This window comes from Streptomyces sp. NPDC002851 (genome assembly GCF_053591935.1).
Map to the genome: position 1 here is coordinate 244,570 of NZ_JBSFUT010000007.1, position 15,052 is coordinate 259,621.

Below are 15,052 nucleotides of genomic sequence, written 5' to 3' on the forward strand. Positions count from 1 at the left end.
TGTCTGCAGGACTCGGCGATCGCAGAGCCCACTGATGCAACTTACTGAAGCTTTACTCAGTTCCCGATCCGGGGTCTGAACCAGGCAGGATATTGCTCATGTCCAACGTTTCTTCCTCGGGCCCCCCGATGGCCGCGAGCCCCCTCACCCGCGCCGTGCTCGAAATCGACGAGTATGTCGCCGGCCTCGGCTGGGACCAGCCCGCCCGTCTCTTCGCCCTTGTCGACACCGCCCAGCTGCGCAGCCAGGAGCCCTCGCTCGCCGACCGGCTCGGCCTGACCGACGACTCCCCCACCTCCGGACTCACCCCCATCGAGCAGGACGAGCTGCCGGCCGGCAGCCCCTTGGACGAGTTCCTCGGCACCATCGCCTGGCCGGACGCGGTGGTCGGCTGCGCCCTGACCGTGGAGCGCCTGATGCTGCCGCCGTCCGCGGAGGGCGCGGTTCCGGAGGGCCTGGGCGAGAAGGAGCTCGCCCGGTGGGTGGCCGAGCACCCGGAGCGGCAGGAGGTCCGGATGACCGTCGCCGTGCTGCGTGACGGGGCGCGGGAGTCGGCGCTGCGGCTGCGCGAGAAGGACTCGCCGACCGAGGTCCTCACCGGGTCTGACCTGGTGCCGGGCCTGGCGGAGGCGCTCTCCGCGACGTTCGCGGAGTAGCCGCCCGCCTCGGTGCCCCGCCCCGCCTCGCCCCGTGCCTCGTACGGCTCGGGGCGGGGGCGCTCGGAGGGGCTTCGGATTACTTGGTGGTGCACCTCGGCAGGTCCGCGGTGTCGCCCTCGCGGATGTCCGCCATCGACTTCATGGCGTCGTCGATCGTCTTGACCTTTACGAGAGTGAGCCCGTCCGGGACGTCCCGGGCGGCCGTGGGGCAGTTGTCGGCGGGCGTGAGGAAGTACTCGGCGCCCTTGTCGCGCGCGCCGATCGTCTTCATCTCGATGCCGCCGATGGGGCCGACCTTGCCCGCCTCGTCGATGGTGCCGGTGCCCGCCACGAACTTGCCGCCGGTGAGGTCCTGGGGCGTCAGCTTGTCGACGATGCCGAGCGCGAACATCAGGCCCGCGCTGGGTCCGCCGACGTCGGCCAGCTTGATGTCGATGCTGAACGGGAACGTGTGGTCGGGCGCGGCCGAGATGCCGACGATCGCCCGGTCGTCCTCCTCGGCCTTGGCGGTGGTGACCGTGACGTTCTCGGTGGCCGAGGGCTCCTTGCGGGCCTTCTCGGCCGCGGCGGCCTCCTTGGCCGGGACGATGGTGAAGGTGACCTTCTCGCCCGGCTTGTGCCGCGTCACCTGCTTCGCCACGTCGGCGGGCTGCGTCACCGCGGTGCCGTCCACGGCCTTGATGACATCACCGGCGTGCAGGGTGCCCTGGGCCGGGCTGTTCTTGACCACCGAGCCGACGACGACCCGGGTCTGCACCGGGATGTCCAGCTCCTTCAGGGCGGCGACCTTGGCGCTCTCCAGGGATTGGCTGAATTCCTCGGCGTTCTCCTGCGAGGACTCCTCCTCGGTCTTGCCGTCGGGGTAGAGCGTGTCGTGCGGCACCACGATGTTGTCGTGGGCGAGCCAGCCGTACACCGCCTGGAACAGGTTCATGTTGTAGTCGGCGCTGGTGACCCGGACCGTCGTCATGTTGAGGTTCCCGGACGTCGGGTACGTCTTGCGGCCGGAGATCTGCAGCACGGGCTCGCCCGCGTGGTCCTCCAGGGTGTTCACCGTCGGCCCCGGGGTCATCTCCGCGTACGGAACCGGGACGAGTACCCCCACGCAGAGAAGCGCGATCAGCATCAGGGTCGAGGCGAGCATCGTCGCAGTGCGGCGTGGCATGGAACGACAGTACGGGACGGGTCTGTCAGTGCACCCCCGGGGCCCGTCCATGCGAGGGCGGAGCCGGCGCGGACGCCCAGCTCAGGTGGTGTCCGTGCCGGATTCCGGGCCCATGAGCGAGGTCATCGGGGACTGCCCGGAGGACTGTTCGGAGCGCTCCATGGCGGCACGGAATTTCGCGTACCCGGCGAGCTCGCTGATGTCTTCCGCGCGGCGACTGCGCGTGGCCCAGCTGCCCCACATCCCCGCGCCGATCGCAGCCATAAGCGGAATCAGCAACCAAGCGAGCGCCGCCATGCCGACCTCCCGACCCCAAGAGCGACCGCAACTGACTGATCAGCAGATTAACCATCCGTACGGTCAACGCTCGCCGCAGGGGGGAGGTTACGCAACCGGAACCCCTTGGGACACGGCGGTAACGCGCCAGCGGCGGGACCGTGGCTCAGCAGGTCCCCACGCCCGACTCGGCAGCCTCCAGGCCCGTGATCAGCGGGCCCCGACGCACTCCTCTGTTGCGACTAGCAGGCCCCGACCCACTCTTCTGTACCGTCCGAAAACCTCTGGTGCTTCCAGATCGGCACCTCGTGCTTGAGGTCGTCGATCAGTTTGCGGCAGGCCGCGAAGGCCTCGGCGCGGTGCGGGCAGGACACCGCGACGATCACGGCGAGGTCACCCACCTCCAGCTCGCCGACGCGGTGCACGGCGGCCAGGGCACGCACCGGGTACTCGGCGACGACCTTCTCGGCGACCCGGCGCAGCTCGGCCTCCGCCGTGGGGTGGCAGGAGTAGCCGAGCGTGTCCACGTCGGCGCCGCCGTCGTGGTTGCGGACCGTGCCGACGAAGAGCGCGGTGCCGCCTGCCGCGTCGTCGCCCGCGGCCTTGAAGATCTCGTCGAGGGAGAGCGGGACGTCGCGGATGGCGAGGAGGCGGATGGGGTCCTGCGCCGCCTGCTCGCCGGGGTGGTCATACCGTGCTGCTGCCATGCCGACCATCGTGCCGTACGGGACTGACATCACGGAATAGCGTTTTCGACCGGGCGTGCGAACCCTCCGTAGGAGGGTTCTACAGGAAGCCCGTGCGGTGGCCAGGGCGTGTCCGATGGGTCAGGCCGGGTTCGGACGGCGGCACTGGCCGGGTGGCCCGAGCGGCGTCTGGTGCGCTCCGCCGCTGCGCGGCTCCGCCTCGCCTCTTTGATTCATCCTTCGGATGGCGAGCAGCAGCCGCAAGGCGGAGGACGGCGGCGACGCGGAGCCCCAACGAGTAAGTGCCGCCAATGCGTGCGTGCCAGACGCAGCGACCCCGGCAGGACCCATCGGACACGCCCTAGACGCCGCGGCGCTTGCGGGCCCTGCGGATCGCGGCCGCCGCGCCCAGGAGCGCGACCGTGGCGCCCGCCGCGCCCGCGGCCGTCGCCTCCTTGCGCCCGAGCCTGCGCCCGGCGACGGTGTGCCGGCCCGCGATCTCCTCGAGGAGCTCGGCGAGCACCTCCTCGTTGGTCCACTGCGGCCGCCAGCCCGCCGCGTGCAGGCCCGCGCCGGAGACGACCCAGGGATGCATCGTGTAGGCGAGATCCCCGGCCGGCGACGGGGTGAGTCCGATGCGGTGCAGCCGGGCCGCGGCGCCCAGGGCGACCGTGGAGGGCAGTTCCATGCGGCGGATGCCGCTCAGCTCCTCGACCTCCTCCTGTTCCAGCCACCCGTCACAGCCGACGGCCAGCTCGCCCTCGGCCTTCTCCAGTACGGCGTACTCCAGGGCGCTGCACAGGTCCTCGACGTGGCAGAACTGCCAGGCCGGGCGCGAGCCCGCCACCACCAGGAGCCGGGGCGACTCGAAGTAGCGGGTCAGGGCGGTGTCGGTGCCGCCGATCAGGACGGCGGGGCGCAGCACCGTGACGTTCAGGCCGGGGTGGGCGCGCGGGGCGCGGCGGGCCAGGTGCTCGATCTCCAGGAGGTCACCGACGCCGGTGGCCTCGGCGGTGGCGCGCAGCTCGGCGTCCTCGGCGAGCGGCAGCTCGTTGTCGGGCAGCGCCCCGTAGACCATCGCCGAGGTGCACAGGACGACCCGGTGGACGCCCGCGGCGGCCGCGGCGGTGAGCACGGTCTGGGTGCCGCGCACGTTGTACGCAGTACGGGCGGCGGCGTCGGTCTCCAGGTCGAGGTCGAGCGCGAGGTGCACCACCACGTCCACGCCGCGCAGCTTCTCGGCGATCACCGGATCCCGTACGTCCAGAATGTGCCACTGCGCCGAGGCGCACTCGCCCCGACGCTCGTCGATGGCCACGACCTGCTTGATCTCCTCGGACGCGGCCAGGCGCTCGACGAGCAGCGCGCCGACTCCGGACGCTGCTCCGGTCACGGCGACCACGGGGCCGCGCACCGGGCGGCTCGTTTCGTTTCGCGCTGCGCGAACCTGCGGATCTGGGGAACTCACCGGGCGTCTCCAGCGGTTGTCTTCAGTACGTACGTGTGTGACGCGTACGGACCAGGTGGCGTCCATCCTGCCGCAGCGCGCAAGACAGCGGAGCACCGAGCCCACAACCGGCCGCGGTGTCTACGCTGGGAGTGTTGTCGGGCAGTCGCCGTCGGCAGTCAGCCGACGGCCCAACGAGCCGAGGATTCCCGTGAGTGACACCCCATTCGGTTTCGGCCTTCCGCCGGAGGAGCCGGAGAACGGCGACGAGGGCAAGAAGAAGGGCACCCCCGGTGGGGGCGAGGGCGCTTCAGGCGCCGGACAGGGTCCGGCGAGCCCGTTCGGCTTCGGTGGCCTGCCCGGAGCGGGCGGCCCGGGCGGGGACAACCCGTTCGCCGCGATGTTCGGGAACCTGAACCCGAACGACCTGGGCGCCGCCTTCCAGCAGCTCGGCCAGATGCTCTCGTACGAGGGCGGCCCGGTGAACTGGGACATGGCCAAGCAGATCGCCCGCCAGACGGTGTCCCAGGGCACGTCCGACGGCACGAAGGACGCCAGCGTCGGCCCCGCCGAGCGCGCCGCCGTCGAGGAGGCCGTGCGCCTGGCCGACCTGTGGCTGGACGGGGCGACGTCCCTGCCGTCCGGCGCGGGCAGCGCCCTGGCCTGGTCCCGCGCGGAGTGGGTCGAGGCGACGCTGCCGGTGTGGCAGGAGCTCGTCGACCCGGTGGCCGAGCGGGTCGGCTCCGCCATGGGCGACGTACTGCCCGAGGAGATGCAGGCCATGGCAGGCCCGCTGCTCGGCATGATGCGGTCCATGGGCGGCGCCATGTTCGGCCAGCAGATCGGGCAGGCCGTGGGCGTGCTCGCGGGCGAGGTGCTCGGCTCGACCGACATCGGCCTGCCGCTCGGCCCGGCCGGGAAGGCCGCGCTGCTTCCGGTGAACGTCGAGGCGTTCGGCAAGGACCTGAGCATCGACCAGAACGAGGTGCGGCTGTACCTGGCGCTGCGCGAGGCCGCCCACCAGCGCCTGTTCGCGCATGTGCCGTGGCTGCGCTCGCACCTGTTCGGCGCGGTCGAGGGGTACGCGCGCGGCATCAAGGTCGACACCTCGAAGCTGGAGGACGTGGTCGGCCAGTTCGACCCGCAGAACCCCGAGCAGCTGCAGGACGCGCTCCAGCAGGGCATGTTCCAGCCCGAGGACACCCCGCAGCAGAAGGCCGCCCTCGCCCGCCTGGAGACCGCGCTCGCGCTCGTCGAGGGCTGGGTGGACGCCGTGGTGCACGAGGCGGCCAAGGACCGGCTTTCGTCGGCCGCGGCGCTGCGCGAGACGCTGCGTCGGCGGCGCGCCACCGGCGGCCCCGCGGAGCAGACCTTCGCGACGCTGATCGGCCTGGAGCTGCGGCCGCGCCGGCTGCGGGACGCCTCGCGGCTGTGGGCCTCGCTCACCGACGCGCGCGGTGTGGACGGCCGGGACGGCCTGTGGGAGCACCCGGACATGCTGCCGACCGCCACGGACCTCGACGACCCGGACGGGTTCGTCTACCGCGAGCAGCCGGACTTCTCCGAGCTCGACAAGATGCTCGGCGAGGCGGCCGGTGGCGGCTCGCCGCAGAAGCCGGACCTGAAGAAGCACGACGAGGACGGCGCCGACGGCGAGGGCGACGACAGCAAGTGAGCCTCTACGACGACGCGGTGCTCGTACTGAAGACGTACGAGCGGCAGCCCGAGCTGCGCGCGGCCTACCTGGACCACTTGGCCGCGCACCCGGACGGCATGTGGAAGGCGTGCGAGGCCGGGCACCTGACGGCCAGCGCGCTGGTGATCGACCCGTCGCGGGGCAAGGTGCTGCTCACGCTGCACAAGAAGCTGCGGATGTGGCTACAGATGGGCGGGCACTGCGAGCCGCAGGACGCCACACTCGCCGCGGCCGCGCTGCGCGAGGCCACCGAGGAATCCGGTATCGCGGGCCTGACGCTGCTCGACGGCGATCCGGTGACCCTGGACCGGCACCCGATCCCGGCCCCCTGCCACTGGCACCTGGATGTGCAGTACGCGGCGCTCGCGCCTGATGGGGCGGTGGAGACGGTCAGCGACGAGTCGCTCGACGTGCGCTGGTTCGCGTACGACGAGGTGGCGGAGGTGGCCGACGACTCCGTCGTACGCCTCCTGGAGGCCACGCGGGCCCGCCTGGACCTGGCGTAAGAGCCAAACGTAAGGGGCGGTCGCTATAGCGACCGCCCCTTACTCATGCTCTATAGAGCGTGTTACTCCCAGGCGTTGCCCTGGTTCTGGCCGCGGGCGCCCTGCTGACCCATGCCGTACTGCGCGGCGAGGCCCTGGCCGATCATGGCGCTCTGCGGCGGCAGCAGCTCGCTGGGCTGGACGAGCGCGATGCCCTCACCCATGAAGCTGAGCTCCCAGCCCTCGCCGGTGTTGCCCCGGCGGCGGCGCACTCCGGAGGAATGCGTCTGGGCCTGCATCTGCACCCGCAGCGAGTTGGACCAGGCCACGACGGCGTCCGCGTCGGCGTTGACGTATTTGTCCTGCGTGACCTGCAGCATCAGCGGCTGGCCCGAGGTCATCAGGGCGATCTTGCCGGTGCCCGAGATGTTCATCTGGTACTTGCCGGAGCCGGAGATGCCGAACTGGCTGTCGACCGCGATGACTTCGGTGTTCAGGCCGGAGTCCATGGCGAGCACGTAGGAGCTGTCGACGGTCATGCCACGCGGATCCACATCCACTACGTGGATGTACTGGGCGAGGTTGGCCAGATAGACCGTGCCCTGCCCGGAGACGCGCATCAGGTTCAGGCCCTCGCCGGTGTGCGCGTAGGCGCGTTGCTGCTGCTGGGACTGGTACTCGGCGTCGAACTCCATGAGCCCCTGGTAGGCCACCATGGCGCCCTTGCGGGCGAGCACGTCGTCATGGCCTTCGAGGGCGACCCGCAGCATCTGCGGGTTCTGGATCGCGTAACGCTCCTGAGTCTGCTGCTCGGTGTGCGCGAAAAGCGGGCTCTGCATGGTGTGTTCCCTCCCCCTAGCCTCGCGCCCGGAGGCGGTCGGTGCTGTCCTCGCTGGGCTGTACGACGACGATTCCCTGGCCCGAGAAGGCCATCTGGTACGCCTCGCCGCTGCCCCGGCCGATCATCGAGGACGCCTTGAAGCTGCGCTTACCCTTCACCTTGAGGTTCGGGGACCAGGCGACCAGGGCGTCCGGGTCGACATAGGTCTCGTCCTCGCCGCTGCCGCAGTTGACGACGATGGGGGTGCCACGCGAGGTCAGCGCGACCCAACCCTGCCCGCCGACGGTGGTGTTCCACAGTCCCTGCCCGGCGAACTTCGCCAGACCCTTGACCCGTTCGACGCTGAACTGGAGGCTCGCGTCGAAGGCCAGGAGGTTGGTGCCGTTCACCGAGAGGGACTCGCCGTTCAGGTTGATGACGACGACGTTCGCGCCGTAGTCGGCGAGGTAGAGCAGGCCGTCACCGCTGGCCTTCATGATCGGGGCGCCCTCGCCGGTCATCCAGGCTCCGGCCATCTGGCGGAGGCTGGGCGGGTTGGGCTCGTACTGGATGAAGCCCTCGTACGCGACCATCGAGCCGACGCGTGCGAAGAGGTCCTGGCCGCTCTGCATGGCGACCTTGACCATGTTGCCGCCGTGGTTCTCCATCCGGGCCGCGACGGGGGTCGGGGCGAAGCCCGCGAGCTGCTGGTTCATGACTTCGCTCCTTTAGATCTCGTAGGGCTGGACGACGATGAAGTTGCCCGGCGCACCGCGGAACTGCAGATTCACGGTCTCCCCGCTGTGCCCGGGGAACGCCTGGCGGCGCAGCCGCACCTGGCTTGAGATGATCACCTGTGAGGCGGCGGACCAGGCCACGACGGAATTGGCGTCGGCGAACGTCGTCGGCGTGACCGGCAGCACCACAGGGGTGCCCTTGGTCTTCACGACGACCGTGCCCGTGCCGTGGAACTGCATGGTGAACAGGGCGCCGCCGGGGATGCCGTGGCCCTCGATGCGGCGGACCTCGTGCTGCAGCGACTCGTCGAACGCGAGCACGTTCTCGGCGGAGACGCAGATCGCGTCGCCCTGGAGCTCGATCGGGTGGAGGTACGCCTCCTCCTCCGCGAGGAACACCTGGCCGCGGCCGGAGCAGCGCATCAGCTGCATCTCCTGCCCGGTGGCGTTGCCCACGATGCGCCCGGCGAAGCCCGCGCCCTTGTAGCTGAACTCGACCTTGCCCTGGTAGAGCACCATGCTGCCCTGGCGGGCCAGGACCGGCTGGCCATCGGCTGTGCCCAGGTCGACGCGGACCATCTGTTCGTTTTGCGAGGTCCAGCGCTGGCCGGTCGGAGCCTCGCGGTACTTCTCCAGGGTCACGCCGACACCGGCGGGGCCGCCGCCCTGGGGCACGCCCTGCGGCATCCCTTGAGGTGCGCCTTGGGGCATGCCTGGGGGCTGGCCGTACGGGGACGGCGCGGCGGGTGCGCCGGGCTGGCCCGGGAACTGGCCACCCTGGGGCTGGCCGTAGCCGGGCGGTGCGGGCGGGGCCTGTCCGGGCGGCGCGGCCTGCCCGGGGACCTGGCCGAACTGGGGCTGCTGTGGCGGCTGTCCGGGCTGGCCGTAGCCGGGGGGCGGCGGGGTCTGGCCGGGCGCCGTCAGCGGTGCGGCGATGGTGGGCTGGGCGTGCACCGACGGCTCCGCGGGCTGTGGCGCGGGGGCGGGGGCGGGCGCCTGCGGCGGGGTGGCTCCACCGGGCGGCGCCCCGAAGCCCTGCGCGGGCTGCGGGGCAGGGGCCGGTGCCTGCGGCGCGGGGGCCGGTGCCGGGGCCTGCGGCGCGGGTGCGGGCGCGGCCTGGTCGGGGGCGGCAAAGCCAGGGGCGGGCTGGGGGGCCGGTGCCTGCTGGGCCGGAGCGGGGCCTCCGGCGGGCGGCGCGAAGCCCGGAACGCCACCCTCCGGCTGCTGCTGCGGCTGCGGAGCAGCCGATTCCTCCTCGGCGACCTCACCGCCGAAGTTGCGGAGCAGCGCCTCGAGTCCGCCGTCGAAGCCCTGGCCGACGGCGGCGAACCGCCAGACGTCCTTCAGGTAGAAGTCGCCGAGCATGACCGCGCGCTCGGTGCTGAACTCCGAGCCGTCGAAGGCGTATCGGGCCACTTCCTCGCCACCCGCGACGATCCGGATGTGCCCGGGCCCGATCTGCGACATCTGGCCCGCGCCGTCGATGGTCGCGGTGAACGACAGCTTCTGGATGTGCGACGGGATCTTGTCGAGCGTGACGCGGAACGACTCGGTGTCGCCCGCCTGGGCGCCGAGCAGCTGAATCGACTCCTCGGGAGTCTTCGGCTGGTTGAAGAAGACGAAGTAACGGTCGTCCGAGAGTTGTTCGTTGGCGTCCAGTCCGAAACAGCTGATGTCGAAGGTCAGTCCCGGGCCGGAGACCTGTACGCCTACGTACAGGTCCGTGCCCAGGGTGAGGTCACTGATCTTGGCCTTGTGGCCGCGTTGGAATTCCCTGGCCATGCGTAACGACCGTCCCCCATCCCGAGTGCGAGTGCGTCGCGACAGGCTAACCGTTGCCGGTGACTCTGAGCGAAGTCGGGACCGAGCCGGTACAAAACCGCGGGACTTCTGCCTCCGGGTCCCCAGCGACGGTCACTCTGCGCCGCGTTGGCGGTCACTCCCTGGCGGCTTCCGGCCCTTCGGTGCGGGCCGCGGGCAGGTGCGGGAGCCGGTCGGCCGAGACGACGCCCTCGAGGTAGCCGCGCGCCCGCTCGGTCCGCGGATACGCCTCCAGGAGCCGCCAGAAACGCGGACCGTGCCCCGGCACGAGCAGATGCGCCAACTCATGCAACAGGACGTAGTCGATGACGTACTCGGGCATGCCCTGCAGCCGGTGCGAAAGCCGAATGCTGCCCTCCGCGGGCGTGCACGAGCCCCAGCGAGTGTTCTGATTGGTCACCCAGCGCACCGACTTCGGGCAGGCACGGCCCTGGAAATACTGCTCCGAGAGCCGCTCGGCACGCTCGGCGAGCTCGGCGTCCCCCAACAGCCGCTTGCTCTCCTGGGCCGCGAGCTTGTCCAGCATCACATCGACCCAGCGCCGCTCCTCCGCCTCGGACATCCGGGCGGGGATCAGCACGATGGTGCGGTCACCCTCGCGGTACGCGGAGACCGTGCGGCGGCGCCGGGTGCTCCTGCGAACCTCGACCGCGCTCGCCCGCGAGCCGCGTGGCGGCTGGCTTGTGATGCTGTGCTGCGGGCTTCCGGAGCGGCGCGATGGGTCGGCGGGCACGCCCCGACGTTACCCGCTGTCGACGGCGGAAGTCCCGCCTCCGGGAGGGTTCGGGCCCGATCCGCTTGCCCCGGGCGGCAGTTGTACGACTAATACCCACCGCCTGTGGACAACTTTCCGCACAACGTCGACGGAGCAGGCATGCTTGCAGCGTTCGGTGATCGAGCACGGGCGGCGGGGTGGACCACGCGGCGCGGCGTGGCACGGTCGGCGTGCTCGGCGGTACGACGAGGCGGCAGGCGACGGGGAGACGGATCGCCTGCGCTCGGGCACCGACGGAGGAACGTCGACGGACGGGGTCCGTACGACAAGCGGGACAACGGGGACAACGGGGACAGGACCGGGGGACAGCATGCATCCACGAGTGAAGCCCGCGCTGCGGCGCGGCTGGCGAGATCTGAAAACAGTGCAGTTCGGAGTCACACCCGCGCATGCGGTGGTCCTCGCACCACTGGACATGGCCACGGCGACTCTGCTTGAGCTGCTAGACGGCACCCGCGGGCTGCCACTGCTGCGCGAGGAGGGCCGCAAGGTCGGGCTGCCGGACGGCCATGTGGACGGGTTGGTGGAACGGCTCGCGGCGGCGGGCCTGCTCGACGACGCCACGGGCGGAGGCCCGGCCGCCGACCAACTCCGTCGGGATTCCGGCCTCTTGGACCGACTGCGGCCGGACCTGACATCGCTGTCCCTCATCGACCGGGAGCCGACGGGTGGGATACGCCGACTCGCCGCCCGGCGCGCGCTGCGGGTCCAGGTCCGGGGCGCCGGCCGGGTGGGTGCGACGATCGCGGCGACGCTCGCCGGGGCGGGTGTGGGGCGGGTCGATGTGCTCGACGGGGGCTGTGTCGAGCCGTGGGACGTGGCGCCGGGCGGGCTTCCACCGGAGTCGATCGGGGAGCGCAGGGATGTCTCCGCACGACGCCTGGTGCAACGATGCGCGCCCGCTCGCCCACCCCGCCAAGTGAAGCAACAGCGCCCATGCGGCGCCCCTGCCCCGGGACCACGCGGGTCACCACCCCGGAACGCGCCCAGGAGACATGCCCTCGGGGAGGGGACCGGAACTCCGGCCCCAGGTACACCCCGACGCCCCGCCCCTGATGACTGCCGCGCGACTGCGGTCCCGGTGGACGAACGCGCGGCAGCGGTTCCGGCGGGCGAGCAGGCGGCAGTGATTCCGGGGCATGAGCCCGGGCTCGCCCTGGTCGTGTTCGCACCCCGGGACGGGCTCGCGGCGTACGCGCCGGACCCGGTCACCGCCGAGCCGTTCCTGACCGCGGGCACACCGCACCTCTACGCCGGGGTGCTTGAGGGCACCGGGGTGGTCGGGCCGCTGGTGCTGCCGGGTGCGTCGGCCTGCGCCGGGTGCCTCGACCTCGGCCGGGCGGAGCGGGATCCCGCGTGGCGGCGGCTGCTCGCGCAGTGGCGTTCGGGCCGGTACCGGTCGGTGCCGACCTGTGATCTGGCCCTGGCCACGGCGGTCGCCGGGTTCGCGGCGGCGCAGGCCCTGGCCTTTCTGGACGGCTCGTTCCCGACGTCCGTCGGGGCACGCTGGGAGGCGCCGCTGCCGGAGCTCGGCTGGCGGTCGGAGCCGGTTCCGCCGCGGGTTAAGTGCGGCTGCGGGGCGGGCTTGCAAGGTGAAAGGGAGGACACCTCGATGGGGTCCGAGCCACACGAGACAATGAGCCGGTAACTGCCTGGTAAGGCGCGGCTATCTGGGTTTTGGAGGGGCGTATGTCTGATCTTCCCCGGAAGGCGGTCACCCGTACCGCCAAGCTGGCCGCGCTGCCGCTTGGCTTCGCGGGGCGGGCCACCTGGGGGCTCGGGAAGCGGATCGGCGGCAAGTCGGCAGAGCTCGTGAGCCGCGAGCTGCAACAGCGCACGGCGGAGCAGCTGTTCAAGGTGCTCGGCGAACTCAAGGGCGGTGCCATGAAGTTCGGGCAGGCGCTGTCCGTCTTCGAGTCGGCGCTGCCGGAGGAGGTCGCCGGGCCGTACCGCGCGGCGCTGACCAAGCTGCAGGAGGCAGCACCGCCGATGCCGGTGAGCACGGTCCACTCGGTCCTGGAGGAACAGCTCGGCGGTGACTGGCGGGAGTATTTCGAGGAGTTCGAGGACAAGCCGTCCGCCGCGGCGTCGATAGGCCAGGTCCACCGGGCCGTCTGGCACGACGGCCGGGAGGTCGCGGTCAAGGTGCAGTACCCAGGCGCAGGGGAGGCGTTGCTCTCCGACCTGAATCAACTGGGCCGGTTCGCCAAGCTTCTTGGACCGCTGATCCCGGGGATGGATATCCAACCGCTCATCGAGGAGCTGCGTGACCGCGTCTCGGAGGAGCTGGATTACGACTTGGAGGCGGCGGCCCAGCGGGCGCACGCACGGGAGTTCGCGGGTGACCCGGATGTACTGGTGCCCGATGTGGTGCATCAGGGCGAGCGAGTCCTGGTGACCGAGTGGATCGACGGGATACCGCTCTCCGAGGTGATAGCCGAAGGCACCGACGAGCAGCGGGACCGGGCCGGACAACTCCTTGCCCGTTTCCTGTTCTCGGGCCCGGCCCGCACCGGCCAACTGCACGCGGACCCCCACCCGGGGAACTTCCGGCTGCTGCCCATAGCCGGGGACGGCAACGACGGCGACGACGGCGATGACAGCGCGGTCGGCTGGCGGCTCGGGGTGCTCGACTTCGGCACGGTGAACCGGCTGCCCGGCGGCCTCCCCCGGCCAATAGGTGACTCGCTGCGGATGGCGCTCGCCGGCGAGGCGGAGGCGGTCTATCAGCTGCTGTGCGACGAGGGGTTCGTCAAGGAGGAGATTGAGCTCGAACCGGACGACGTACTCGACTATCTGGTACCGATCATCGAACCGGCCTCGATCGAAGCGTTCACCTTCACCCGGTCGTGGATGCGCAGCCAGGCAGCGCGAATCGCCGACATACGTTCTCCCGCCCACCAGTTGGGCAAGCGCCTGAACCTGCCACCGGCGTATCTGCTGATCCACCGGGTGACGCTCAGCACGATCGGGGTGCTCTGTCAGCTGGGTGCAACGGTCCGGCTGCGGGAGGAACTCGAGACGTGGGTACCGGGGTTCGCCCTGGATCCTGAACAGGGTTAGGGGCGGGGAAGGAAAGGGGGAGGGGTAGGGGAGGGGGGAGGGCCCCACCCCACCCAGCCCCTACCTCACCACCAATCCGAGTCCAATCTCCCCTCGATCGACCTGATGTTGGCGCGGGCGCAGTCGTCGCAGAAGTAGCGGCGGGTTCCGTTTTCGACGGAACAGGTCCACGTCGGCGGTACGCCCTGGGCGGTGACACCGCAGCGGGCACACGCAACGTTCTCGGCACTCGGCTGCTCAGCAGAGTGATGAGTTTGATGGTCCACTTTGAAACAATATCGCCGGATCCGGAGGGGGCGCGGGCAACGCACCGCGGGGACCGCTCCGTTCGAACGCTGCGCTGCTGGCTCCTGACCCCTGACCCCTGACCGCTCAACGGCTTATGGGCTACTACCCGTCGTCCCGCAGCTCCAGCAGGTCCAGCACATCAGGCCCCTGCGGGAAATGCGGCGCGCACACGGGACAGGCATACACGTTCCAGCCTGGCCCGGAGTTCTGGTGAACCTCCGCGACGACCACGGGGGTGTCAGTCATCCGGGCACAGCGCACGCACATGCGGACGGGGCGCTGCGTGGGGTCGGGTTTACTCACAGGGCCGGTCCCGTCCCGTACGGGATCACCTGGCGGGCTCGTTCCTCCTGCCTCTCGTGTTCCCGCAGGTACGGGCGGACGAGGTCCGTGTCCTCCCCCGCGAGCGCGTTCGCCCGTCCGTACGGGGAGCGGTGTGCGGGCAGGACCTCGCCTCGGTGCCGGGCTGTACGGACTGGTGGGGCAAAGACCGCCGAGCCCGCCGAGGCGGAGCGGGAGCCCGCTCGCCGCCTGCCTGACCCGGGCGCGAACACGCCCAGCAACAGGCGTAAGCATGCGTGGATAATGCTCATGTCGTCAGCTCCTTTGCGGCTGATGGCCACGCCCCCGGACGGCTCCACCCGTCGCGGGGGTCTTCTCGTGCATCTGACTGTACGCCAACTTAGTACGTCTCGGCACGTGCTAAGGCGTGCTTTCACGAGACAGGACGCACTATGTGGGCCTGAGTCGATCTCTTACGCTCCAAGACATGATCGAAATCGATCGGGAGAGCATCACCCCGATGTATCTGCAACTCGCGTCTGCCCTGCGCGAGCGCATCAGACGTGGAGAGATCCCGGTCGGCCGCCGCATCCCGTCTCAGTACGAGCTGGAGCAAGAGACGGGCGGCGTGGTCAGCCGCCGCACCATCAAGTCCGCCATCAACGCACTCCAGGCCGAGGGGCTCGTTCGGGGCGTTCAAGGCAAGGGAGTTTTCGTCATCGCGAAGCCCGAAGCGCCCTAGTTGTGCTGTCTCGTGAGACACCTCACGTTGCGAACGGGTCAAGCTGCGGCTGCGAGTTCAGCGGGGAACGCGGTCTGCTCGTCGAACAGTTCGTGGTGCTGAAGGCAGTG

General features: G+C 70.7%; 16 protein-coding genes. 6 read left to right on the forward strand and 10 right to left on the reverse strand.

The genetic code is table 11. The annotated features are described in order from the left end of the window. The first annotated feature begins 98 nt into the window (after positions 1 to 98). Positions 99 to 656: a PPA1309 family protein gene (locus tag ACWD10_RS10840; RefSeq protein ID WP_451089234.1), complete on the forward strand. Its 558-nt coding sequence runs from the start codon at positions 99 to 101 to the stop codon at positions 654 to 656. Positions 657 to 735: 79 nt separating this feature from the next. On the opposite strand, the gene ACWD10_RS10845 is transcribed toward ACWD10_RS10840, so the two are convergent. The 4 genes from ACWD10_RS10845 to ACWD10_RS10860 form a co-directional block, all read right to left on the reverse strand. Continuing rightward, positions 736 to 1,824 (reverse strand): YlbL family protein, encoded by a 1,089-nt coding sequence (locus ACWD10_RS10845; RefSeq protein ID WP_451089236.1) that lies wholly within the window; start codon positions 1,822 to 1,824, stop codon positions 736 to 738. 81 nt (positions 1,825 to 1,905) lie between these two features. Further along, positions 1,906 to 2,121 (reverse strand): hypothetical protein, encoded by a 216-nt coding sequence (locus tag ACWD10_RS10850; protein WP_451089238.1) that lies wholly within the window; start codon positions 2,119 to 2,121, stop codon positions 1,906 to 1,908. Positions 2,122 to 2,342: 221 nt separating this feature from the next. Continuing rightward, entirely contained in the window at positions 2,343 to 2,807 is a 465-nt protein-coding gene (locus ACWD10_RS10855; RefSeq protein WP_451089240.1) for a molybdenum cofactor biosynthesis protein MoaE, read from the reverse strand. Positions 2,808 to 3,147: 340 nt separating this feature from the next. Further along, a complete protein-coding gene (locus ACWD10_RS10860; RefSeq protein ID WP_451089242.1) occupies positions 3,148 to 4,254 on the reverse strand; it encodes an SDR family oxidoreductase in 1,107 nt (368 codons plus the stop codon). 190 nt (positions 4,255 to 4,444) lie between these two features. On the opposite strand from ACWD10_RS10860, the gene ACWD10_RS10865 reads away from it, so the two are divergent. Next, on the forward strand, positions 4,445 to 5,908 hold the full coding sequence (locus ACWD10_RS10865) for a zinc-dependent metalloprotease (protein ID WP_451089244.1): 1,464 nt from the start codon (positions 4,445 to 4,447) through the stop codon (positions 5,906 to 5,908). Beyond that, entirely contained in the window at positions 5,905 to 6,435 is a 531-nt protein-coding gene (locus ACWD10_RS10870) for an NUDIX hydrolase (RefSeq protein ID WP_451089246.1), read from the forward strand. The genes ACWD10_RS10865 and ACWD10_RS10870 overlap by 4 nt, the downstream gene beginning before the upstream one ends. 62 nt (positions 6,436 to 6,497) lie before the next feature. Here ACWD10_RS10870 and ACWD10_RS10875 read toward each other — a convergent pair whose 3' ends face one another. The 4 genes from ACWD10_RS10875 to ACWD10_RS10890 form a co-directional block, all read right to left on the reverse strand. Further along, on the reverse strand, positions 6,498 to 7,253 hold the full coding sequence (locus ACWD10_RS10875) for an AIM24 family protein (RefSeq protein WP_451089248.1): 756 nt from the start codon (positions 7,251 to 7,253) through the stop codon (positions 6,498 to 6,500). 16 nt (positions 7,254 to 7,269) lie between these two features. Further along, positions 7,270 to 7,950 carry an AIM24 family protein gene (locus ACWD10_RS10880; protein WP_451089250.1) on the reverse strand — a complete coding sequence of 227 codons (681 nt, stop codon included), beginning with the start codon at positions 7,948 to 7,950 and terminating at the stop codon, positions 7,270 to 7,272. A 12-nt stretch (positions 7,951 to 7,962) separates the two neighbouring features. Continuing rightward, positions 7,963 to 9,753, reverse strand: coding sequence for a TerD family protein (locus ACWD10_RS10885; protein WP_451089251.1), 1,791 nt, complete (start codon positions 9,751 to 9,753; stop codon positions 7,963 to 7,965). A 154-nt stretch (positions 9,754 to 9,907) separates the two neighbouring features. Next, positions 9,908 to 10,525, reverse strand: a complete 618-nt coding sequence (locus ACWD10_RS10890) for a M48 metallopeptidase family protein (RefSeq protein ID WP_451089253.1) — start codon at positions 10,523 to 10,525, stop codon at positions 9,908 to 9,910. 352 nt (positions 10,526 to 10,877) lie between these two features. On the opposite strand from ACWD10_RS10890, the gene ACWD10_RS10895 reads away from it, so the two are divergent. Continuing rightward, positions 10,878 to 12,215 (forward strand): ThiF family adenylyltransferase, encoded by a 1,338-nt coding sequence (locus tag ACWD10_RS10895; protein ID WP_451089255.1) that lies wholly within the window; start codon positions 10,878 to 10,880, stop codon positions 12,213 to 12,215. A gap of 41 nt (positions 12,216 to 12,256) precedes the next feature. Continuing rightward, entirely contained in the window at positions 12,257 to 13,630 is a 1,374-nt protein-coding gene (locus ACWD10_RS10900; RefSeq protein WP_451089257.1) for an ABC1 kinase family protein, read from the forward strand. A gap of 65 nt (positions 13,631 to 13,695) precedes the next feature. On the opposite strand, the gene ACWD10_RS10905 is transcribed toward ACWD10_RS10900, so the two are convergent. Continuing rightward, positions 13,696 to 13,896 carry a hypothetical protein gene (locus tag ACWD10_RS10905; RefSeq protein ID WP_451089259.1) on the reverse strand — a complete coding sequence of 67 codons (201 nt, stop codon included), beginning with the start codon at positions 13,894 to 13,896 and terminating at the stop codon, positions 13,696 to 13,698. A gap of 124 nt (positions 13,897 to 14,020) precedes the next feature. Continuing rightward, positions 14,021 to 14,164 (reverse strand): hypothetical protein, encoded by a 144-nt coding sequence (locus ACWD10_RS10910; protein WP_451089261.1) that lies wholly within the window; start codon positions 14,162 to 14,164, stop codon positions 14,021 to 14,023. Between the two features lie 523 nt (positions 14,165 to 14,687). Here ACWD10_RS10910 and ACWD10_RS10915 point away from each other — a divergent pair. Further along, positions 14,688 to 14,942: a GntR family transcriptional regulator gene (locus ACWD10_RS10915; protein ID WP_451089263.1), complete on the forward strand. Its 255-nt coding sequence runs from the start codon at positions 14,688 to 14,690 to the stop codon at positions 14,940 to 14,942. Positions 14,943 to 15,052 lie beyond the last annotated feature (110 nt).

Excerpts from the sequence above, each read along its gene's own strand:
- ACWD10_RS10880 (WP_451089250.1), bottom strand. The coding sequence starts at position 7,950 with ATGAACCAGCAGCTCGCGGGCTTCGCCCCGACCCCCGTCGCGGCCCGG.
- ACWD10_RS10850 (WP_451089238.1), bottom strand. The coding sequence starts at position 2,121 with ATGGCGGCGCTCGCTTGGTTGCTGATTCCGCTTATGGCTGCGATCGGC.
- ACWD10_RS10895 (WP_451089255.1), top strand. The coding sequence starts at position 10,878 with ATGCATCCACGAGTGAAGCCCGCGCTGCGGCGCGGCTGGCGAGATCTG.
- ACWD10_RS10910 (WP_451089261.1), bottom strand. The coding sequence starts at position 14,164 with ATGACTGACACCCCCGTGGTCGTCGCGGAGGTTCACCAGAACTCCGGG.
- ACWD10_RS10915 (WP_451089263.1), top strand. The coding sequence starts at position 14,688 with ATGATCGAAATCGATCGGGAGAGCATCACCCCGATGTATCTGCAACTC.
- ACWD10_RS10875 (WP_451089248.1), bottom strand. The coding sequence starts at position 7,253 with ATGCAGAGCCCGCTTTTCGCGCACACCGAGCAGCAGACTCAGGAGCGT.
- ACWD10_RS10900 (WP_451089257.1), top strand. The coding sequence starts at position 12,257 with ATGTCTGATCTTCCCCGGAAGGCGGTCACCCGTACCGCCAAGCTGGCC.
- ACWD10_RS10885 (WP_451089251.1), bottom strand. The coding sequence starts at position 9,753 with ATGGCCAGGGAATTCCAACGCGGCCACAAGGCCAAGATCAGTGACCTC.
- ACWD10_RS10855 (WP_451089240.1), bottom strand. The coding sequence starts at position 2,807 with ATGGCAGCAGCACGGTATGACCACCCCGGCGAGCAGGCGGCGCAGGAC.
- ACWD10_RS10845 (WP_451089236.1), bottom strand. The coding sequence starts at position 1,824 with ATGCCACGCCGCACTGCGACGATGCTCGCCTCGACCCTGATGCTGATC.
- ACWD10_RS10840 (WP_451089234.1), top strand. The coding sequence starts at position 99 with ATGTCCAACGTTTCTTCCTCGGGCCCCCCGATGGCCGCGAGCCCCCTC.